This is a genomic window from Sphingobacteriales bacterium (genome assembly GCA_016699615.1).
Classification (GTDB): domain Bacteria; phylum Bacteroidota; class Bacteroidia; order Chitinophagales; family JADIYW01; genus JADJSS01.
In genome coordinates this window covers 1,450,433-1,471,950 of record CP064984.1, presented here as the reverse complement: position 1 = coordinate 1,471,950, position 21,518 = coordinate 1,450,433, and the positions used below count along the sequence as shown (strand labels likewise).

General features: G+C 30.2%; 23 protein-coding genes and 2 pseudogenes. 11 read left to right on the top strand and 14 right to left on the bottom strand.

What is annotated here, in order from left to right:
- Positions 1–2: 2 nt before the first annotated feature.
- Genes IPK18_06985 through tsaE form a run of 3 tightly spaced genes read right to left on the bottom strand, consistent with a single transcriptional unit; the run spans position 3 to position 2,611 of the window.
- Positions 3–971, bottom strand: a complete 969-nt coding sequence (locus IPK18_06985; GenBank protein ID QQR99240.1) for a phytanoyl-CoA dioxygenase family protein — start codon at positions 969–971, stop codon at positions 3–5.
- A gap of 4 nt (positions 972–975) precedes the next feature.
- Positions 976–2,187: an alanine dehydrogenase gene (locus IPK18_06980; protein ID QQR99239.1), complete on the bottom strand. Its 1,212-nt coding sequence runs from the start codon at positions 2,185–2,187 to the stop codon at positions 976–978.
- Between the two features lie 7 nt (positions 2,188–2,194).
- Positions 2,195–2,611, bottom strand: coding sequence for a tRNA (adenosine(37)-N6)-threonylcarbamoyltransferase complex ATPase subunit type 1 TsaE (tsaE, locus tag IPK18_06975; GenBank protein ID QQR99238.1), 417 nt, complete (start codon positions 2,609–2,611; stop codon positions 2,195–2,197).
- 87 nt (positions 2,612–2,698) lie between these two features.
- Here tsaE and IPK18_06970 point away from each other — a divergent pair, with 87 nt between their 5' ends.
- The gene (locus IPK18_06970; protein ID QQR99237.1) at positions 2,699–3,211 is read left to right on the top strand and encodes a peptidylprolyl isomerase; all 513 of its coding nucleotides are present in this window, start codon (positions 2,699–2,701) and stop codon (positions 3,209–3,211) included.
- Positions 3,212–3,283: 72 nt separating this feature from the next.
- Here IPK18_06970 and nadC read toward each other — a convergent pair whose 3' ends face one another.
- Positions 3,284–4,135, bottom strand: a complete 852-nt coding sequence (gene nadC, locus IPK18_06965; GenBank protein ID QQR99236.1) for a carboxylating nicotinate-nucleotide diphosphorylase — start codon at positions 4,133–4,135, stop codon at positions 3,284–3,286.
- Between the two features lie 16 nt (positions 4,136–4,151).
- Positions 4,152–5,600, bottom strand: coding sequence for a hypothetical protein (locus tag IPK18_06960; protein QQR99235.1), 1,449 nt, complete (start codon positions 5,598–5,600; stop codon positions 4,152–4,154).
- 207 nt (positions 5,601–5,807) lie between these two features.
- Between IPK18_06960 and IPK18_06955 the strand changes: the two genes are divergently transcribed.
- The 8 genes from IPK18_06955 (at position 5,808) to IPK18_06920 (ending at position 10,629) form a co-directional block, all read left to right on the top strand.
- Positions 5,808–6,332, top strand: a complete 525-nt coding sequence (locus tag IPK18_06955; GenBank protein QQR99234.1) for a hypothetical protein — start codon at positions 5,808–5,810, stop codon at positions 6,330–6,332.
- A 12-nt stretch (positions 6,333–6,344) separates the two neighbouring features.
- A complete protein-coding gene (locus IPK18_06950) occupies positions 6,345–6,920 on the top strand; it encodes a hypothetical protein (GenBank protein QQR99233.1) in 576 nt (191 codons plus the stop codon).
- A 33-nt stretch (positions 6,921–6,953) separates the two neighbouring features.
- Positions 6,954–7,409, top strand: coding sequence for a hypothetical protein (locus IPK18_06945; GenBank protein ID QQR99232.1), 456 nt, complete (start codon positions 6,954–6,956; stop codon positions 7,407–7,409).
- Between the two features lie 20 nt (positions 7,410–7,429).
- Positions 7,430–8,302: a hypothetical protein gene (locus IPK18_06940; protein QQR99231.1), complete on the top strand. Its 873-nt coding sequence runs from the start codon at positions 7,430–7,432 to the stop codon at positions 8,300–8,302.
- A gap of 20 nt (positions 8,303–8,322) precedes the next feature.
- Entirely contained in the window at positions 8,323–9,345 is a 1,023-nt protein-coding gene (locus IPK18_06935; protein ID QQR99230.1) for a cellulase family glycosylhydrolase, read from the top strand.
- A gap of 44 nt (positions 9,346–9,389) precedes the next feature.
- Entirely contained in the window at positions 9,390–9,566 is a 177-nt protein-coding gene (locus tag IPK18_06930) for a hypothetical protein (GenBank protein ID QQR99229.1), read from the top strand.
- Positions 9,567–9,596: 30 nt separating this feature from the next.
- The gene (locus IPK18_06925; GenBank protein ID QQR99228.1) at positions 9,597–9,791 is read left to right on the top strand and encodes a hypothetical protein; all 195 of its coding nucleotides are present in this window, start codon (positions 9,597–9,599) and stop codon (positions 9,789–9,791) included.
- A 313-nt stretch (positions 9,792–10,104) separates the two neighbouring features.
- On the top strand, positions 10,105–10,629 hold the full coding sequence (locus IPK18_06920) for a hypothetical protein (protein QQR99227.1): 525 nt from the start codon (positions 10,105–10,107) through the stop codon (positions 10,627–10,629).
- 13 nt (positions 10,630–10,642) lie between these two features.
- Here IPK18_06920 and IPK18_06915 read toward each other — a convergent pair whose 3' ends face one another.
- The 7 genes and pseudogenes from IPK18_06915 to rfbA all read right to left on the bottom strand — a co-directional run bounded on the left by IPK18_06915 (position 10,643) and on the right by rfbA (position 17,645).
- Positions 10,643–11,380 carry an inorganic phosphate transporter gene (locus IPK18_06915; GenBank protein ID QQR99307.1) on the bottom strand — a complete coding sequence of 246 codons (738 nt, stop codon included), beginning with the start codon at positions 11,378–11,380 and terminating at the stop codon, positions 10,643–10,645.
- A 127-nt stretch (positions 11,381–11,507) separates the two neighbouring features.
- On the bottom strand, positions 11,508–12,314 hold the full coding sequence (locus IPK18_06910) for a SoxR reducing system RseC family protein (GenBank protein ID QQR99226.1): 807 nt from the start codon (positions 12,312–12,314) through the stop codon (positions 11,508–11,510).
- 50 nt (positions 12,315–12,364) lie between these two features.
- A complete protein-coding gene (locus IPK18_06905) occupies positions 12,365–13,009 on the bottom strand; it encodes a DUF47 domain-containing protein (protein ID QQR99225.1) in 645 nt (214 codons plus the stop codon).
- A 70-nt stretch (positions 13,010–13,079) separates the two neighbouring features.
- A pseudogene (locus IPK18_06900) lies at positions 13,080–14,410 on the bottom strand (porin).
- A gap of 150 nt (positions 14,411–14,560) precedes the next feature.
- Positions 14,561–15,751, bottom strand: a complete 1,191-nt coding sequence (locus IPK18_06895; GenBank protein ID QQR99224.1) for an aminotransferase class I/II-fold pyridoxal phosphate-dependent enzyme — start codon at positions 15,749–15,751, stop codon at positions 14,561–14,563.
- Between the two features lies 1 nt (position 15,752).
- Positions 15,753–16,773: pseudogene (gene galE / locus IPK18_06890) on the bottom strand (UDP-glucose 4-epimerase GalE).
- A gap of 11 nt (positions 16,774–16,784) precedes the next feature.
- Positions 16,785–17,645: a glucose-1-phosphate thymidylyltransferase RfbA gene (rfbA, locus tag IPK18_06885; protein ID QQR99223.1), complete on the bottom strand. Its 861-nt coding sequence runs from the start codon at positions 17,643–17,645 to the stop codon at positions 16,785–16,787.
- Positions 17,646–17,776: 131 nt separating this feature from the next.
- Here rfbA and IPK18_06880 point away from each other — a divergent pair, with 131 nt between their 5' ends.
- Entirely contained in the window at positions 17,777–18,469 is a 693-nt protein-coding gene (locus IPK18_06880; protein QQR99222.1) for a response regulator transcription factor, read from the top strand.
- Entirely contained in the window at positions 18,466–19,512 is a 1,047-nt protein-coding gene (locus tag IPK18_06875; GenBank protein ID QQR99221.1) for a sensor histidine kinase, read from the top strand. Before IPK18_06880 ends, IPK18_06875 begins: the two co-directional genes overlap by 4 nt.
- Here IPK18_06875 and rnc read toward each other — a convergent pair.
- Positions 19,509–20,237 carry a ribonuclease III gene (gene rnc, locus IPK18_06870; protein QQR99220.1) on the bottom strand — a complete coding sequence of 243 codons (729 nt, stop codon included), beginning with the start codon at positions 20,235–20,237 and terminating at the stop codon, positions 19,509–19,511. The two genes, IPK18_06875 and rnc, sit on opposite strands and share 4 nt — an antisense overlap.
- Positions 20,230–21,480, bottom strand: coding sequence for a beta-ketoacyl-ACP synthase II (gene fabF, locus IPK18_06865; protein ID QQR99219.1), 1,251 nt, complete (start codon positions 21,478–21,480; stop codon positions 20,230–20,232). Before fabF ends, rnc begins: the two co-directional genes overlap by 8 nt.
- Between the last annotated feature and the right edge of the window lie 38 nt (positions 21,481–21,518).

The following is a 21,518-nucleotide window of genomic DNA, read 5'->3' as shown; positions in this document are numbered from 1 at the left end:
TGTTATTTCGCATCAATCAAAGCTGGTCTTTCGCTTATTTCATGATAACAAATAACACCTTTGGCAAAATAATGTATTACCATACTTTTTCTGCTTAATGCATTATTGATAATTGGCATACCTTCATGTATCAAATTTGCATGCCATATCAACACATCACCTTTTTTGGCTTCAAAAACTTTGGCTTGTAGTTGATGCGCTACAATTTCTTGAGCTATTTTATGTTCAAATTTGTTATTTGCATCTTTATCCAAAAACAAAATATTATTTTTTGCGCCAATATCACTGTTAGATAAATATGGTAGATGATGCGAATTTGGATAATATGCAATTGGTCCAGCATCTATGGTAATATCTTCAAGTGCAACCCACACACCAACTAAATATCCACGTGGAAAGGTGCTCATGTGTAGCCAATCACTATGTGGTTTTTGCTCGCTACCTTTTGTAAAGTTGATTGTTTGAAATGGGAAAACTTCTTTATCTAATATAAAAGACAAGATATCTGTAATACTTTTGTCGTGTACTAATTGTTTGATGCTTGGTGCATACTTAAAAGCATCAAATATTTTCCTTTTTGTATAATTAAATTGCAGCACTTCAGTTTCCAATAAATATTCCACATCTTGATTGATTTCTGCAACTAGTTCGTCTCCAACATATCTATCTAAAATAATATATCCATTTCTATACCAATTGAGTATGCCTTTTTGTATTTCTTTAGAAAATGAAGAAAATTTTGGGTGATTTATAATTTCATTTTCTTTATTGGGATAATCTAACCAAGGTAGTTTTGTAGTTCTATCTTTAAATAATTTAGATGAAATTGAATGATATACTGTTTGATTTATATTATTCTTACTATATAATGGTTTATTATGTTGTAATTTATTTCTATTAATATAATTATATATAAAATGAAACAATCTAATGTTTCTAAAAAATCCAGTATAAGTGCTTATCCACTTCATGCTATTAAAAATCTGCACTTAAGAGAAACTCTAAGTTTGTGTATTTTAAATCGAATTTTTGAGCAATAAAATCTTTACACAACGCACCTTTGTATAGATAAGCACCATGTCTTAGTCCAGCATTAAATTTTATTTGTTGTTCAATGCTTGAATATTGTGCTGTTTCTTTAAGTATTGGTGTAAGGACATTGCTAAGTGCAAAACTTGCTGTTCTTGGTACATTTGCTGCAATATTTGGCACTGCATAATGTATTACGCCATGTTTTACATAATGTGGTTCGTTATGGTCGCACAAGACAGAAGTTTCAAAGCATCCACCACTATCTATTGCAACATCAATAATTACAGCAGATTTTTTCATATTCTTAACCATGTCTTCGCTCACAACTTGTGGCGTTTTTCCATTTATTGGTCGTAGTGCTCCAATAACAACATCTGCTCTGCTTAAGTTTTTTGCTAAATTGATTGGATCTATAATTGATGTATATATTTTTGAGCCAATGCTATATTGTAGTCTAGATAATTTATTAATATCATCATCAAATACTTGAATGGTAGCTCCAAGTGCAAGTGCATATCTAGCAACAGATTCTGCTACTTTTCCTGCACCTAACACTAAAATTCTTGTTGGTGGTTGTCCTGCAATTCCACCTAGCAATACGCCTTTTCCATGCTGAATGCTTAAATAGTTTGCTGCAATAACCATCACATAGTTTCCAGCAATTTCTGCCATAGAACGCACTATTGGATAGGTGTTTTGTTCGCTTTTTATATATTCAAATGCTAATGCAGTTATATTTTTTTCCATCAATGTTTTTAACATCATTTTTGATAATGACGGAATAAATATTGGCGAAATTATAGTTTGTTTGCGTTGTAAAAGATTTAATTCAGTAGCATCAATAGGTGTAGTTTTTATAATAGTATTTGCTTTGTACACTTCTTCTCTGTCATAACATATATCAGCTCCAGCATTTATATATTCTTCGTTAGAAAAATAAGAATCTACGCCTGCGTCTGCTTCAATAGAAATTTTACAACCTAAGCTCACTAAGGCTGCAACAGAATTTGGCGTTAGGCTTATTCTTTTTTCTTGGTAGGTTATATCTTTTGGAATTCCAAGGTGTAGTTTTTTTTGATTATTATTCAATAATGCTAAAACTTCTTTTGGATATAAAGCATAATCAATTTTAGGTTTATCTATAATTGCTTCCATATCAGCACTAATTTACAACATTTATGTCAATTATTCTTTTATCATCTATTTGTGTTATCTGAATATTCACATAAGGTAATGGCATTAATTCTATAAAATTATCTGCCCATTCTACAAAACAAATATGATGGTATAAATAATCTTCGATGCCAATATCTATTGCTTCTTCTATAGCATTTACTCTATACAAATCTATATGACAAACAATATCTTTTCCATATTTGTATTCTTGAATTATTGAAAATGTAGGTGAAGATACTTCATCAGTAATTTGTAGTTTTTGACAAATATTATTTATCAATGTTGTTTTCCCAGCACCTAAGTTTCCAAAAAAACAAAAAGTTTTATAATTTTTCATATTAGATACAATATAATTTGATACTGCATCTAGATGCTCAATAGATTGGATATTAAACTGCATCATTTGTTAAACAAACATAAGAAAAAAATACTTCTTTTAGGTGCCACATACTTTATTTGTAAAAATTCTTACCTTTGCAAAAATTATTTTATGTTATTAGTACAAAAAGACATGGTAGTGAGTGTGCACTACGAGCTTCAAGTGGAGCATGATGGACAAATGAATGTTGCTGACAAATCTCAGGATAAGCCACTTGTGTTTTTACATGGTGCAGGAATGTTATTGCCAGAGTTTGAACAAAATTTATTGGGCAAAACAGTAGGTGATAGTGTGTCTTTTGTAATTGGCGCAGCCAATGGTTATGGTTTGTTTGATGAAAAGAACATAGTAAATATTCCTATAGATTCATTTAAAGATGAGCAAGGCAATATAGATACAAATACTATTAAAGTTGGAAATATTTTACCAATGATGGACAATGAAGGCAATCAATTTCAAGGTATTGTTTGCGATGTAAATGATGAGCATGTTATCATGGATTTTAATCATCCATTAGCTGGAAAAGATTTAAACTTTACAGTTTCTGTAGTTGATGTAAGACCAGCAACTGCTGAAGAATTAGCACATGGTCATGTGCATGGTGATGGTGGACATCATCATTAATAATTTAGATAGTTATCTTACTTAATAATAAACTTTCGAGCATTACTAATTTCAAATATTGGTAATGCTTTTTTATTTTATAGTTGCCTTCAAACTCAAATCTAAGCTGCGTACAGAATGAGTAAGTGCACCTACTGAGATAAAATTTACGCCAGTTTCTGCATATGATGCTATTGTTTCTAGTGTAATGCCACCACTTGCTTCTGTTTCATATTGATTGTTGATTAGTTTTACTGCTTCTATACAAAGTTGTGGTGTATAGTTATCTAACATAATTCTATTGATTCCGCCACATTGCAATACTTCTTCTACATCTTTTAGGTTGCGTGTTTCTACTTCAATTTTTAGATTCAGATTATTTGCTGCTAAATAATCTTTTGTTTTTTGTATTGCTTTAGTAATTCCGCCACAAAAATCTATGTGATTGTCTTTAAGCATTACCATATCATACAATCCAAATCTATGGTTTGCGCCACCACCAACTGTTACTGCATACTTTTCTAAAAAACGCATATTAGGTGTTGTTTTTCTTGTGTCTATTACTTTACATGTTGTATGTTTAATAGCATCTGCATATTTTTTAGTTTGTGTAGCAATGCCACTCATGCGTTGCATGCAGTTTAGTATTAGTCGTTCTGCTGATAGTATTGCAATGGCATTTCCATGTAAATAAAAGGCAATATCACCATGTTTAATTGTGTCACCTTCATTGAGAAGTTGTTCCATTTCTAGATTACTATCTACTTTTTGTATAATTGCTTTTGCAACATCTATACCACACAATATTCCTTCGTCTTTTACTAATAACTTTGCTTTTCCTGTTGCATTTGTATCTATAGATGCTAATGAAGAATAATCTCCTGTTCTAATGTCTTCATGCAATGCTAATGTTATAAATTGGTCTAGTTCTTGTGTATCTATCATTTCTGAATATTGATTTTTAATTGATGTATTTATTTATTCTTTCTTGCATCCAAAGATAAGGAGAATAGTTTATGAGCATGGGTAAATTTGAATCTATAATCTTTTGCTGTAGTTGAATAATTTCATTGATTGATTTTTGAGGAAATTTATTTACATGATGAAAGTTGTTTAATGTTTTGATACATAAATAAAAATAATCTGCAATTAAACCAAAATAAGAATCAATTTCTGTCATTAATTTGGAGCGCTGTAAATTTTGTATTTCTGTAAATGCCATTTCATATTCTTTTTCTTGCAAAAAATAAATACAATAAAAAAAACGATAAAAAATTCTTTCAAATGGTTGTAGCATATCAAAATCTATTGCCATTAATTTTTTAAGCTCTAATTTGTCATTCAAATAAATTGCAGTAACTAATTCCTGAGTTCTATATTGTGGAGTTTGAGTGATGTTTTTTCCAAATAATTTTGCTGCACTAATTAATTGCTGTTTGCTAACTTTAAATTTTTTTAATTTATTCAAATTAGTAATATAATTTAAATATGCATTCATATTTTGTTTTAATAAATTCTCTGGTAAGGAATTGAACAAAATATTAAAATAATAATCAGATTTTACAAAATCTAAACGTATAGAGCAAACTGTAGCCAATGTACTTAATGTTTGATATAATTCTTTATCATAATTTTTAAATTGATTAGGTATTTTATTCAAAAGATTATACACATTTTCCCATTGTTCTATAGTAGACGCATCAAAATTAGAATAAGCGTTAGCATAAGCAATACAATAATCATTGAAAGCATTTTTTTGACTATTTGCGGGAATATTTATGTCTATGTACTCAAAAAAAATATTATTATTTTGATTAGTGATTTGTTTTTTTTGTAATAATAAATGAGACCTTATCGTATCTATTTTATACTTATGTGTTATATAAAATTGATTTAGATTGTGTTCTATTTCTAATAGATTTTTTTTCAACAATTCTCCTCGTTCTTGGTAATTTGCAGTATTTATTCTTGCATAGTCAGCATACTCAATATTTCTTTCTATGGCATCACCAAAATCTAGCTTTATTTGATTTTCTTTTTGATAAATTTTGTATAAACTATAATACTCATCTGATATTTTAATATTTCTATAAAAATCTAATTTAATCTTATTCTCTAATGTTTGAATATATTTTGGAGTTTGATAGATGATATATTTTTTTTCAATTTTATCTTTCAATAATTTTAATTCGTTCCTTAAAAGATAATCATTCTCTTTGTTCCATTTTTTACCAAATACTTTTTTAAAAATAATTTGTTTATTAATTTGTTCATCATCTTTAACCAGTAGAATATTTTTTAATAAAACTAGCAAAGATTGCCTTTTTTCATTCTTTAAATGTGTTAAAAGGTAGTTTAAAAACTCATCTTCTAATGCTAAAATAACGCGTACAGTAAGTAATTCTTTCATAATTTATAGTTAAAAATCATTGATTTAGAATACTTAGTTCGTTTAAAAAATTATTACAAAAATAATGATTTAAGTATATGATTTTCAACCTTTTATTGATTAAAAATAAATTCATTTCGATATAATGTTTATTACAAGATACATAAAATTGATTTGTAATCTATGGTTGGTATAATCAATTTTACAAAATAACTAAAAAGATTAAAAATGAAAAGAAAGATTAACATCCTAGGTACAATAATAGCATTAATGTTATTTAGTTCATGTGCATCATGCTCTAAAGAAAACAACACATCTACAAGTAAAAATCATCTTAGTTTTAAAATTGATGGGATTTATTGGGAATCTGATGCCAGTGAAATTTTTGGCAGTTATCATTTTTCTGAGGCATTGGGACCAAAATTAATCAATATAGCTGGAGCAAAAGGTAGTGGTGCCACACAGCAAGCTTTTAATATTAATTTATATAATACAGAAATAGAAGGAACATACACGGTAAATATACCTAATAGCAGCAATGCAGGTGTCAATCAAAATATAGCACAATTTGCGAATTTAACAGCAAGTAATTATTTGTGTGGTGGCACAATGCAAGGTAGTCAACTAACTATTAATATTATAAAAGTATCAAAAGATCCACAAATTGTTGAAGCTACTTTTAGCGGAACAATGCAATGCGTAGAAGGCAATATTTTATCCATTTCAGAAGGTAAATTTTCTTATCACGAATAAAACCAAAAAATTATGAGAACAAACATTTTAATTATTATTTGTATAAGCTTATTAATATGGGCATGTAAAAAAGAAACAGATAATCCAAACATCAACCATCGTGTTGTAAATTTAGAAATGAAAGTAAGTTCGTATAATGCCGAATCAGATATGAGTATTGATATAAACGATGATGGTATGCTAGATTTTGAAATTGAATTAGATTTATACAAAGATGCTGACAACGATCTTGATTATGAGTTATGGTTAGATTATTCACAAACAGGCAATGAATATCTTACGCAAGAAATCAATTCAGATGATTATGTAAAACCACTAAATAACAATGATCTGATTAGTGGTGGCTCTTCCACTTGGGAAAGCTACTGTAATTTTTTTGAACTTGAAAAATCTCCAGGATATCCAGATGATAATTATGGATTTGCAGGAAAAGGTGATGTTTTAGTAGGTGTACGTTTTATGATTGGTACTGAACGACATTATGGTTGGATGAAAATCAATGCTTCTGCAGATTATAAATCTGTAACTGTAAAAGAAGTAGCCTATGACATTAGACCAAATGTAGAAATACGAGCTGGAGAAAAATGACATTTTTAATTTAAAATTATAAAATAATTAATCATGAATATAAAAAAAGTATCAACAATCGTACTCTTTGTTACAATAGTTCTAAACATAGCATGTAAAAAAGAAACACTACCATCATTTCAATCTAAATTGATAAACAATAAATGGAAATCTACTGCATTTAAAGAAGATGGAGATACCTATTCAAAATGGTGTTGGAAAAATAGTGTATATAATTTTTATGAAAATGGAGATGTATATATTACAGAAGGCGACAACGAGAATGCTTGTTTTGGGAATGTAGTAGGAAGAATTAAAAAGTATAAATATAACATCATAAATGATGAAAAAACATTAGTCATTAATTACCAACCTGGCATTCCTGATGAAATAGATTCTTTTAGTATAGTTTCTTTGAGTGGCAACAAACTAAATTTAAAAAGAATTGTAAATAAAATAGATATGCCACCTGGAAATATATGGGAAGATGAGCTTACTTTAATACCTTAAGAAAATAAAAATTATTTATAATGAGTACATTTATTAAAATCTTAAAATTTGTTGTTGTATTTCTTATCTATAGTTGTTCCAACAACAATACACCATCGCCTCAACCATCTCCAACCAATAATTCATCAAAAACGGTATTATACGATGTAAATAATCCATTTGATGGAGGCGACGATGATTATTGTTTTATGCTCTTAGGTGCAGATAATTCAGCTCAGAAAAAATACTTTAAAGCTAAAATGATAGATGTTGTTAAAGATTCTATGGAAATTACAGAAGGTCCATATACTTTAGATAGTTTAATTGATGTAAGTACATTCCCTAATTATATTAAATCAGCAAATTCAGGTTTATATCTTACAGACTTTGTTTTTGCAGATAGTATACGTGTGCGTCAAATTGGATCTAATGCCAATGGAAAGAGAAACTTTACACAGACAAATTGGAATGCTTATGAGTCAATTTTTGTTAAATCATTTGCTAAAGGTAAACAAATTGAAGGCAGCACACTCAACTTTATTAAAATTCCAACCGGCTCAGGTGGTTACATTGGTTATGGTATTCACTTTTTCTTCAAACAAAGCAAATGTATTGTATATCAAAAAAATACTTCAAGTTCATCCACAACTAACTACGATCATAGCGTAGAAGACATCTCTAGCATAATAGGCGCATCTTATGATTGGCAAAATATTGATAACTATTTTCAAGTGTTTGGAGCCTCTGGTACTACACAGCATTATTTTATAGATTATAAAAATTGGCGTTATTTTAGAATAAAAGAATTTAAAACCAGTGTGCCAGGCACAGCAGGAGGACAACATGCTATAGAATATGGTACATACAAAAGCTTAGATAGATTATTAAATTGGCCTGAAGATTGGAAAAAGTAATAAATATTATTATATACATTATGAAAAATCTATTTTATTATTTAATCTTAATGGTAGGTCTTTGTTCTTGCATTCCTACTGGCGGTGGTACACCAACACCTATTGTAAATAATCCAACAATTACAGTAAAAGGTAAACACATTATTGCACCTTGTGGAGATACAATTATTCCAAAAGGAGTTAACTATGCCGTTTACGGTTGGGGCTGGAATGCTTCAGAAAATCTATTTCCCGAAATAGCAAAGTCTGGTGCCAATACAGTACGCATTGTATGGTATGCCAATAACAATGCACCTATATATAGCAATCTAGCCTTATTAGATTCTGCATTGTCTCGTTGTATCCAAAATAAAATGATACCTATCTTAGAACTACACGACCAAACTTGTTCTAATAGTGTAGAGTCTATTATTACTACTTGCAATTGGTTTACACAAGCTAACGTAAAAGCAATTTTATTAAAACACAAAAAGTGGTTAATGATAAATCCTGTGAACGAAGCTGGCTATGTGAAATGGTATAACAACGATGAAAATAGATTTAAAACAATGTATGAAACCATCATTAATAATCTTCGTAATGCTGGTTTAGATATGCCATTAGTGTTAGATGCTTCTGATTGCGGACAACATATCAATTTGTGGAAAAGTATTGGTGCAAGTTTGCAGAATACAGACCCAAAACACAACCTAATATTTTCAGCACATACTTATTGGTCTGCATATGCACCAACGGCATCTGCAATCACTACACTTTTAAACGATGCTGCTACTTGGAATATTCCCATTTTGTTAGGTGAAATTTCCAATAGACAAGATGACAATGCAGGCAACTGTACTTTAAACTTAGATATAGTAACAACTATGCAAGCAGCACATACTAATGGCATTGGATACTTAGCTTGGATTTGGATACAAGACAATTGTGGTGCAAGACAAATGACCACCAATGGTAATTACAATACGCTTACAGCATACGGAAATACAATAGTAAATACAGCTAATACAGGAATAAAGTTTGCCAAAAAACCAAAATGCTGGTAATTTATTTTTAATAAAAAATGTAAAACTTAAAATTAATAACGCTAATGCTATGCATAATACTAGCCACAGCATGCAGAAAAGAAAAAAACACAACTAAAATTGCAGCAATTGATGCTGGAGATGAATACTCTTTAATACTAAGAGCAGATAATACACTTTGGGCTTGTGGCTATAATAATAATGGACAGCTTGGAGATAGTACTAATACTGATAAAAATTAACTTTTAAAAATTACAGAAAATGTAAAAGCAATGAGTTCTAAATTTAGACACACTTTAGTAAAAATAGCTAATAATGTAAGCACAATGAGTGCTGGAGGATATCATAGCTTAGTGTTAAAGAATGATCATACACTTTGGGCTTGTGGTGATAATAGTGTCGGTCAATTAGGAGATAGAACAACCACAGATAAATATACGCTAACACCAATGTATATACCTTGGTAGTTTTCTAGAATAAGACAACAAAGAAGATGTTTTGTACGATTACAGGTAGAGTAATAGACACAAACATTTTCTCTTTTTCATAGTTTTGGCTCAAAATATATTTATTTATGTTTTAGGCTTTTTATTTAATAAAAAATACCTTTAGTGTTGATTTATTATTCTTTTATTAAAATCAAATTGCATTAATTTATTTTTAATAACTTTATATAAATAATTCTTCATAAATGTGTATAGCTATTTTGGAATATCTTGTTTTTTTATCTTAGATAACATCTTAGTTAAGAAAACAACCATAAAATTAAAATCTTAAAACATGATTGTAATTGTATTATTTGTTATTGTAGTGATACTTTCTTTTGTATTTGTATCTCTTGGTAACAAGGCTCGCAAAAATTTTACTTTTGATAAAACTCCAAATGAAAATATAATAGAAGTAAATGAGGAAGTCAAATTTCTAAGAAAGAATGACACAAAATCATACAATAGTGGAATATTATATTTAACCAACAAACGATTGGTGTTTTTTAAATATCGTTTTGCTTGGCTAGGTGTTATTCCATTTATTGGTGATGCCTTTATTTCTATTTTTATAGATAAAAATGTATTTGTAGAAATACCTATCCAGCAAATTATACGCACACGTTTTAGTCCAAAAATTACATATAGAGAACATGGCTATTCAGATGAACAAGGTCTTACAACATTTCTTACCAATCAAAATGATGAGTATGAGTTTGATATCTATGTACTTGGTATGGCACAAGGCGAAAAGCCAGCTATTTTAACAAAATTAGAACAAGCTCAAAAGTCAATAGACATTCTAGGTTCCTTTAATTAATATTTAGAATTGCCTATTTTATAAAAAATTGTACTACCCAATACGTAAATGCTGCTAGAGTTGCACTAACTGGAATGGTTAGTATCCATGCCCAAAGTAAATTGATGGTAACGCCCCAACGTACTGCACTTAATCTTTTTGTTGCACCAACACCAATAATTGCACCAGTAATTGTATGTGTTGTAGAAACTGGAATTCCCATTTGCTCTGTTAAGAACAATGTTGTTGCGCCAGCAGTTTCTGCGCAAACGCCTTCTAATGGTGTAACTTTCGTAATCTTTGAACCCATTGTTTTTACAATTTTCCAACCACCACTCAATGTACCTAAGCCAATTGCTAAATAACAAGACAATGGTACCCAATCTGGCATATTTTTTATATCAGCAATGTTGCCATTGGCTATAAGTGCTGCTGCAATAATACCCATTACTTTTTGTGCATCATTACCACCATGCCCAATACTAAATGCTGCTGAAGACAACAATTGTAGTTGTTTAAAATTGTTGGCTGTACGTGCCGCACTTGGTTCTTTAATTTTTTCATTATAAATAAATGATATAATGATTAAAGCTAACATAGCAATTAATCCAAAACGAATAATTCTATTGTTTGATTTATCCATTTCTTTTGCTAAGTCTTTTTGTATATCTATCTCAACTGTTTTTACAAAATCATCATGTTTATTAGGTTGAATTAAACCTGAAGCATACATTTTCTCTGCCATTTCGTGCATGCCTAGTTCTTGATGCATTTTTGCAATAGGTTTTAATGAGTCTACTGCTCTTTTGGCATCAGCATAAGCTACTTCATATTTTTTAGCATCTTTTTTTGCTAAGTTCTCTAGTTTTTTTACCTCAAAAAAGAGTTTTAGTTTGTCTTCAATTCTTGATGTGGTTACCGCATTCAAATCTATGTTTGCTGGCTATTTCTGCTGCAATTTTTTCTCCACCTTTACTTTCGTACTGTGAAATGAATGGATATGATGTTGTTGCGTTCTCTTTTGCTTTAGCTAGTTTTTCTTCTATTTTTGGATATTCATCTTTTTTAGATGGGTCTTTTAGGTCTTTTTGATATTTTTCAATTCTAAAGAATTTATCAATATTTGCATCAATCTTTTTTTCTTGAAATCTGATAAACATAAACCAAATTGCAACTGCTGTAAGTGACAGTACTGCGCATTTTATCCATGTATTGTTGTTCATCATTATTAGCGTAAAAAACATAGAAATGATCATACCTATTAGTGGTGCTAAAAAGATAAAAGCAACTGTTTTCAATACTTTTTCACTATCAATAATATCTGCCACAGGCATCATTCCGTTTACTAAAAATGCGTGTGCAATAGCTGCACCAGCAAAGCCACCAATAAGTGTATGTGATGATGATGATGGAATGCCATACCACCAAGTCAACAAGTTCCAAATAATTGCAGCTACTAGCCCAGAAAAAATTACAGGAAGTGTTATAAAACTTTCGTTTACTGTTTTGCCTATTGTATTGGCAACTGCATGGTCTTTGAAAATTAAAAAGGCTACAAAGTTGAAAAATGCTGCCCACAACACTGCTTGAAATGGTGTTAACACTTTTGTAGAAACTATTGTAGCTATTGAGTTTGCTGCATCGTGAAAACCATTGATATAATCAAAAATGAGTGCTAAAGCTATGACGATTATTACAAATTCCATGAATTTATATTTTGGATTAAATACTTTTTTAAATAATTATTTTCTGTCTCTTATGAATATTTTATTACAATAGACTCAACAACGTTTGATACATCTTGACATTTATCTGATATTAGTTCTAAATCTTCATATAAGTCCTTCATCACGATAATTCTCACTGGATTGTCTTTATTATTTCTAATTAAATCGCCCATTGCTTCGCTATACAATAAATCTACTTTTGATTCGTAGCTATGTACTTTTAAGCAAGAATCATTTACTGATTTTAGATTTTTGATGTCTCTTAAACCATAAATTGCATTTTTTAATTCTTTTATTGATTCGTGGTTAAGTTCTGCCATTCTGTACACAAAGTCATTAAATTCTCCGAATTCGTAGTTTTTCATTTTGTGTCCAATCTCATCTATGTAATCAACAACATCATCAAATGCTGATGCTAGCTCATGTATATCTTCTCTATCAAATGGTGTGATAAAATTTTTGTTTAATTCTACATAGATATTGTGTGTTACATTGTCTGCTTGATGTTCTAAACCGCTTGTTTGCGCCAATAATTCAAATCTTTTAGCATCTGTAGCCTTCATTGCTTCGATGAATACTTCGCTGGTTTTTGCCATGATATCAACTGCTTGTTCAAACAAATTGAAAAATACTTTGTCTTTTGGTTGGAAAAATTTTAAAAATGATAATGCCATATTTTTAATGTTTAATTTTAATAATTGTGTTTTTTATCTTTTAATTGATTGTTGTTATGTTTAATATTTTCTAGAAATTAACTTGTGCTTGTAATCTAATAATATGTCCTTTTTGATAATTGTCTTGTAGTTTAAAGTCTTCGAACCTGCGTTGTGCATATACATAAGCTACTACAAACTCAAACTGTTTTACTGGTTGATATTCTAATCCTAATTCAAACTCTTTAACTTCATAGCTTCGTGCATCTAACTCATGTTTTTTGCCACCTTTATAATATTGAGCTCTAAAGTAAGGATAAATAATTTGTTTTTGATAGGTAAGAAATAAGATAATGTAATGTAACCTCCATGTAGATTTTTTACTTCTATTGAGTCTGTTTTTTTATTAAACTCTGGCCCTCTTCCAAAATTATATTCTGCTTGAATACCAAATGGTTTTGGATATAAGATAAAACTTCCTGCAATTCTTTGATCTATATAGTTCTTATCTGCTTTCACCTTTGTATCAGTAGATATTAATTCCGAAGAAAGCGTGTATTTCCCAGAATATGCTTGAATAGCTGGTTCTATAATCTGATTTTTTACTTTTATAGGATAACATGCTCTAAATGCAACATGTGGTGTTCTATTTAGTTCTGGTTTATTAGATGTTTGTCCATTATATACACCAAATCCTACAATACCATAATCTCCTGAACCTTTAAATCCTTCTTTCACCATATCAGAAAAATGTTGACGCATTTTTTTTGGTGCCCAATAGAAAAAAACACCAATATCTCGTTCATTTGCAACGGCACTATTCAGTGCATCATTTCTGTCAAGTGGTAATCTATTTTGTGAAGATTGCATATTCTCAAATCCGAAAGGCACCTTGCTTTGTCCTAATCGAAATCGAAACTCATTGCTTTTGCCTATACCTAAATCCATGTATGCATCTCTAAGTTGCACAAAATGTTGTTGTGTTGATGATGCAGAACTCGCAAAATCTGGCTGAATGTAGAAATAAACATGCTTGCCTATTTGTCCATAAAATACTAGCCTAATTCTTCTGAATGAAAATCCTCCACCATTGCCAATATTTTTGTCACATTGTTCGCACTTTAGGTCTTTGTTTGTTTCTAGCAACCTATTGTATCTAAATTGTGCGTAGCCACGAATAGCAAAATTTTCATACCATTTTTTTTCTGTCTTTTGGTTGATAGATAATCCTTCTGTTTTCTGATTATTATACCAAGTTTGAAAACCAATTATAGCCTTTTTCTTTGTCTTTGTGTGAACAGAATCTACTACTTCTAAATTAGCCAAAATAGTGTCATTTTTTTGAGCATACGTATGATGAATACCAACAATAAAACAAAGAACTACTATAACTCTATTGAGTTTTTGTTCAAAAAAAATCATACTGTGTGTGTTGTGTGTGTATTGCAAAGCTACGCAACCATTCTATATTGCATTTTATATTGTAGTGTAATTTTTGTGTTTATTTCGTAGAATTGGTGTCTTTTATGAACGAGTTTGTGTATTTTATGTGAACGATTTGTGTAGAATAGTTTATTTTAAAGCATTTTCGATATCAATTTTTACATCATTTATATGTTCTAATCCTACAGAAACTCGAATTAAACCATCAGTAATGCCTGCAGCTATTCTTTGTTCTATTGGCATATTGCTGTGGCTTGTACTCGCTGGATGTGTGATTAACGTGTCTGCTGTGCCTAATGTTGCTGTAATTGTGCAATATTTAATTTTCTTCATAAATTGAATTGCATCATCAAAATTTCCATCAATTTCAAAGCTCAACATTCCACCAAATCCTAGCATTTGCTTTTTTGCAATAGCATGACTTTTGTGTGATTCTAATCCTAAGTAGTTCGTCTTTTTAATTCTGCTTTGTGTATTTAAAAATTGAGCTAGTGCCATTGCATTCTCTTGATGTTTCTGCATTCTTATTGGTAATGTTTTTATGCCATTGTTTAATAAATATGCTTCAAATGGTGAGCATATTCCACCTAATATTTTTTTGTATCTATTTATTTTTTGATATATTTCATTAGATGCTGTAACTGCGGCACCTGAAATGCCTGTACCATGACCATTTAAAAACTTTGTGCCTGAATGTATAACAATATCAATTCCTAAATGAATTGGTCGTTGAATATATGGTGTGGCAAATGTGTTATCTACAATTGTCTTTACATTATACTTTTGAGCAATTGAAGCAATATTTTCTAAATCATAACAATCTAATGTTGGATTTGTTGGTGTTTCAATATAGATAGCACTTACATTGTTATTGTTTTTAATAAAATCTTCTAACGCTACTGTATTATTTAAGTCTATATATACTGTCTGAATTTGATATTCTTGGCATAAACTTGTTAGCAGCTCATTACTTGTGCCATATATATTATTTGTTGTAATTATGGTATCGCCAGACTTTACTACAGCTAGTACTGCTGTACTAATTGCAGCCATACCTGAGCCAAATAATACACCATATGTTTCTATTGGATTTTTCTCATCAAAACCTTCTAATCTAGCTATCTTTTTGGCTACAGTTTCTGTAGTAGGATTACTCAATCTTGAGTAAGCATGTTTGTCCGATTTTCCTTTAAAATAATCTAATGCACTATCAATATCATCGTACACAAATGTAGATGTAGCGTAGATAGGCAATGCATGTGATGCATGGTTTTCTATTGGCTCATCTTTAATACATATCGTCTCAAAACTTTGGTGCATATTATAAATTTAATTCTTTCATTTTCTGTTCCCATTTCCATGCAGAAAGCATTGCATCATCAAGTGAAAATTTACATTCCCAATTTAGTGTTGAATTTGCTTTTCCGTTATTGGCATAAATAGATTCAACATCGCCAGCTCTTCTGTTGCCTACTACATAATTTAGTTTTTGTTGTGCTACTTTCTCAAAAGATTGAATAGCTTCTAACACAGAAACACCATTTCCTGTACCTAAATTAAATATCTCACAATTAGAATTATTCTTATTATCAATTAAATATTGTACTGCCAATGTGTGCATGTGCAATATCACATACATGTATATAATCTCTGATACAAGAGCCATCTCTTGTTGGATAATCGCCACCAAAGACTGTAAGTTGCTCTAATTTTCCAATTGCTGTTTGTGTAATATATGGCACCAAGTTATCTGGTCTGTTTTTTAGCATTTCACCTATCAAACCACTTGGATGAGCGCCAATTGGATTAAAATATCTCAACAATATAAATTGATTAGAATGTACTTTAGCAAAATGCTGTATCATCTGTTCGCCAATCTGTTTAGTATGTGCGTATGAGCTTTCAGCTTCTTGAAATGGTGTATCTTCGGTTACTGGTAGTTCTTTTGCATTGCCATATACTGAACATGAAGATGAGAATACAAAATTTGGAATACCGTAAATTTCTATTGCTTCTAATAAATTTAATAATGAATCTAAATTGTTATGATAATATAGTAGTGGATTGGCAACAGATTCTGGTACAGTTTTGTAGGCAGCAAAATGTATAATTCCAACTGCATCTTTGTGCTTTTCAATAATTCTGAAAGTATCTTGCTTATTGCATAAATCTATTTGTTCAAACTCAAAATCCTTACCTGTAATTTCTTTAATTGCATTGATTGGATAAGTTGTTGAACGTGCAAGATTATCTATACATATTACTTTAAAATTATTTTGTAATAAATCTACAATGGTGTGCGAACCAATATAACCAGTTCCGCCTGTTACTATTATTTTCATTTAGTTATAATTTATTTTAGCAGTTCAATTAGATATTGTCCATATCCACTTTTTAATAATGGTTCTGCTATTTTCTGCAATTGTGCTTTATCTATAAATCCTTTTCTGAATGCAATTTCTTCTATACAACCTACTTTTAAGCCTTGTCTTTGTTCTATTACTTGCACAAACTGTGATGCCTGCATCAATGAATCAAAAGTGCCTGTGTCTAACCAAGCTGTGCCTCTATCTAAAATTCCAACTTTTAGTTTGCCTTGTTTTAAATATTCTTTATTTACGTCAGTAATTTCGTATTCGCCACGTGGTGATGGTTGTAAGTTTTCTGCAATTTCAATTACAGAATTATCATAAAAATACAAACCAGGGACAGCGTAGTTTGACTTAGGTTGCAATGGTTTTTCTTCAATAGACACGGCATTAAATGTATTATCAAATTCTACAACACCATATCTTTCTGGATCTGAAACATGATAAGCATAAATAACGCCACCATCAGGATCATTATTTTTCATTAATAAGTCTTCTAATCCTGAGCCATAGAAAATATTATCACCCAAAATTAAAGCTACCTTATCATTACCAATAAATTCTTTTCCAATCACAAATGCTTGTGCAAGTCCATTAGGCACTTCTTGTATTGCATAGCTAAACTTGCAACCATAAATTTCTCCGTTGCCCAACAATCTTTGGAAATTTGGCATATCATGTGGTGTAGATATAATTAAAATTTCATTGATATTGGCTTGCATTAGTACAGAAAGTGGGTAATAAATCATTGGTTTATCGTAAATAGGCATGATTTGTTTGCTGATTGCATAAGTAATTGGATACAATCTTGTGCCTGAGCCACCTGCTAAAATTATTCCTTTCATAAGTATTCTACTATAATTGTTTAAAAATATCTGCTAATATATTGAATGAATGATAATTTTTTTTATGTTTGTGTAGTAATTATTTTTTTTTACAAAAATAAGCATTAAATTAGCGTTAAGATAAATAGAATATGAGTACAAATGAAAAAGAATTTAAAGTGTTGGTAGTTGATGACGAGCAAGACATTTTAGAGTTTCTAAGCTATAACTTAGAGAAAGACGGATTTGAAGTGTTAACAGCAGAAAATGGTAGGCAAGCTGTTGAAATAGCAAAGAAAGAAGAACCAGATATTATTCTATTGGACGTGATGATGCCTGATATGGATGGTATTGAAGCATGTAGAACACTAAGAGAATTACCACAATTTGAAAATACAATTATTGCATTTTTAACAGCAAGAACTGAAGATTATTCTCAAATAGCTGGATTTGAAACTGGTGCTGATGACTATATTAGCAAACCAATTAAACCACGTGTATTAATAAGCAGGCTAAGAGCATTGCTTAGAAGATATGAAAGTAAAGAAGCAAAAGCTTCTACATTAGAAGTTGGAAATCTTAAAATAGATAGAGAACGTTACCTAATTACTTTCAATGGTGAAGAAATGGCTGTTCCAAGAAAAGAATTTGAATTACTTTATTTACTTGCATCTAAACCAGGAAAAGTATTTAAACGTGATGAAATTTTGAATGAAATTTGGGGAAGAGATATCATAGTTGGTGATAGAACAATTGATGTTCATATCAGAAAATTAAGAGAAAAGTTAGGAGAAGATTTAATCAAAACAGTAAAAGGTATAGGATATAAATTTGAAGAAATATGAGGAAAAGTCCTTCCTTAAGTTTTATAGCATTTATTACAAGCTTGGCAGTAGCAATTTTATCTACTGCCTTTTTTATAATTATACATTTCATTTTCTTACTCAACACGCCTTTTGAAATTATTATCTCATTTTTTGTTGCCATACTTTTTGCAAGTTTTATTTTAATACGATATGTATTAAAAAGATTTATATATAATAAGATTGGAATAATATATAAAACAATTGGTAAACCATTAAAGTTTGAAAAAGAATTAAAAGCATCAAAAGATAATATCTTAAGAACAGTAGAACGTGATGTTGCAGAATGGGCTATCAATAAAAATAAACAGATAAGAGAACTACGAAAACTTGAACAGTATAGAAAAGAATTTGTAGGCAACGTATCACATGAGCTAAAAACACCAATTTTTAATGCACAAGGCTATATTGAAACACTTTTAGATTCAGATCTTGATGATGCTACATTTATTAAATCATACCTAGAAAAGGCTGCATCAAACATTGACAGATTAGAAACGATTGTAAGTGATCTGTTAGAAATATCGAAATTTGAAACAGGAAGAATACAACTTGAAAAAACTGCTTTTGATATTGTAAAATTACTCAAGAGAGTAATGTATCATTATCAAATTATGGCACAAGAATATAATGTACATGTAAAAATTCATGCAAATGAGAACGAATATTTTGTATTTGCTGATGAAAATAGAATTTTACAAGTATTAGAAAATTTAATATCAAACGGAATAAAATATAATATAGATGGTGGAAAAGTAGATATTAGACTATACGATATTGACGAACAATATATTGTTGAAATATCTGACAGTGGAACAGGCATAGAAGAAGAAAAGCTTCCAAGAATTTTTGAACGTTTTTATAGAGCAGACAAAAGTAGAAGTAGAAAAGTAGGTGGAACAGGATTAGGACTTTCTATTGTAAAGAATATTATTGAAGCACACGAAGAAACCATCAATGTAAGTAGTAGCTTAGGCAAAGGAACTACTTTCAGCTTTACACTTCACAAATTTATAGAAGACTAAACATCAAGAATAGAACAGGCATTGGTACAAGCTTCTAGCTCTGCTTCTTTTTTAGTTTTCCCATATCCATCAGCAATATAATCATCATTAATATATATTTTAACATGGAATGCATGAGGCACATTGTCTGCTGATGTATGCTCAAATCTTATTGTTTTTTTCTCTACTTGCGACCACTCAAACAAATAACTTTTTTTGTCTTTTGCTTGAGCTATTAACTCATCAAAGTTTATATGTTCTATCAATAATTTGTATATTATCTCTTTTACTGTGGCAATACCTAAATCTACATAATAGGCACCAATCAATGCTTCAAATGTATTGCCAACAATATCTGGTGATGTTTTATAAAACTGTGGATGTAATTTATGCTTAAGATATACATGCAAGTCTAAGTTGAATCCAATTTCATTCAAATATTTTCTACTTACAATATTAGATCTTAACCTAGTTAATTGTCCTTCGTTTTTATATTCAAATTTCTCATATAATATTTCAGCTATCACAAAATTCAAAACGGCATCACCTAAAAATTCTAGTCTTTCATTTTTTTCGTATGTTTTTTTATTATACGATGAATGCGTCAATGCTTTAATATAAATTAATTCTTCTTTTGGAAAATAGCCAACACGCTGATACAATGCACCATGTTTATATGCTACAGACTTCTGTTGTATATCTTTCTTTGCACTTCTGAAGATTATATTTTTAAGAAAATCAAACATTATATTTCTTAAAAAGTATGGAAACATTGTGGCCACCAAAACCAAAATTATTATTCAGTACATAGTTTACATCTCTTTTCTGTGCTATGTTTTCCGTTAAATTAATTTCTTTTGCAATTGCTTCGTCTCTATTTTTTAGATTTATAGTTGGTGGTACTTCCTGCTTTTCTATTGTTAGTATGCTAGCCACACTTTCCATAATTCCTGCTGCACCTAGCAAATGTCCAGTCATAGATTTTGTGGCTGTAATATTTATATTTTTTAGTGTATCACCAAAAACAGTATTTAAAGCACTTATTTCTGCCAAATCGCCTTGTGGTGTAGATGTTGCATGCGCATTCACGCAATCAATTTCACTAATTTGTACGTTTGCATCATCCAAACATTTTGCAATATTGTATGCAATCATTTCGCCATTAGGCATTGGTTTTGCAATATGGTAAGCATCTGCATTCATGGCATAACCATCAATTTTTGCTAATATTTTTGCATTTCTTTTGAGTGCATGTGCTTCTGATTCTAATATTAAACAAGCGGCACCTTCTCCAAGTACAAAACCATCTCTTTGCGTATCAAATGGTCTTGATGCTAAAGTTGGTTCTTGGTTGTTGGTAGACAATGCACGCATTGCACTAAAACTGCCTATTCCTGCTTCGTGTATTGGTGCTTCAGAGCCAGTTACAATGATTACATCTGCTTTGTTTAATTGAATATTCTGCACAGCACTAATTATTCCATGTGCGGAAGAAGAACATGCTGATGCAACAGCAAAATTTAATCCATTAAATCCATATATCATTGAAATATGTCCTGCAATGTTGTTTACTATCATCTTTGTAACAAAGTATGGACTGAAATAACGTGGCTGTTGGTGTTGCCAGTATTGATACATTTCTTCTTGGAATGTAGCTATGCCACCAACTCCAGAAGCTGCAATAACACCTATTCTATGTTTATCTATTTTACTAATATCATTTAACCCAGCAAATTCTATGGCTTCTTTTGTTGCTACTAAAGCATATTGTGTAAATAAGTCATATTTCCTTACTTCTTTTTGTTCAAAAAAATCAGTTGGTGTATAATTCTTTACTTCACAAGCAAATTTTGTTGCGAATTTTGTTGTATCAAATCGTGAAATTGTAGATGCACCAGATGCACCATTATATAGATTTTTACTAAACTCTAAAATACTATTTCCAATTGGCGTAATTGCACCATAGCCTGTCACAACTACATTATTCATAAATTAAGTATTTTATATATGATGTTGTTGGCAATATC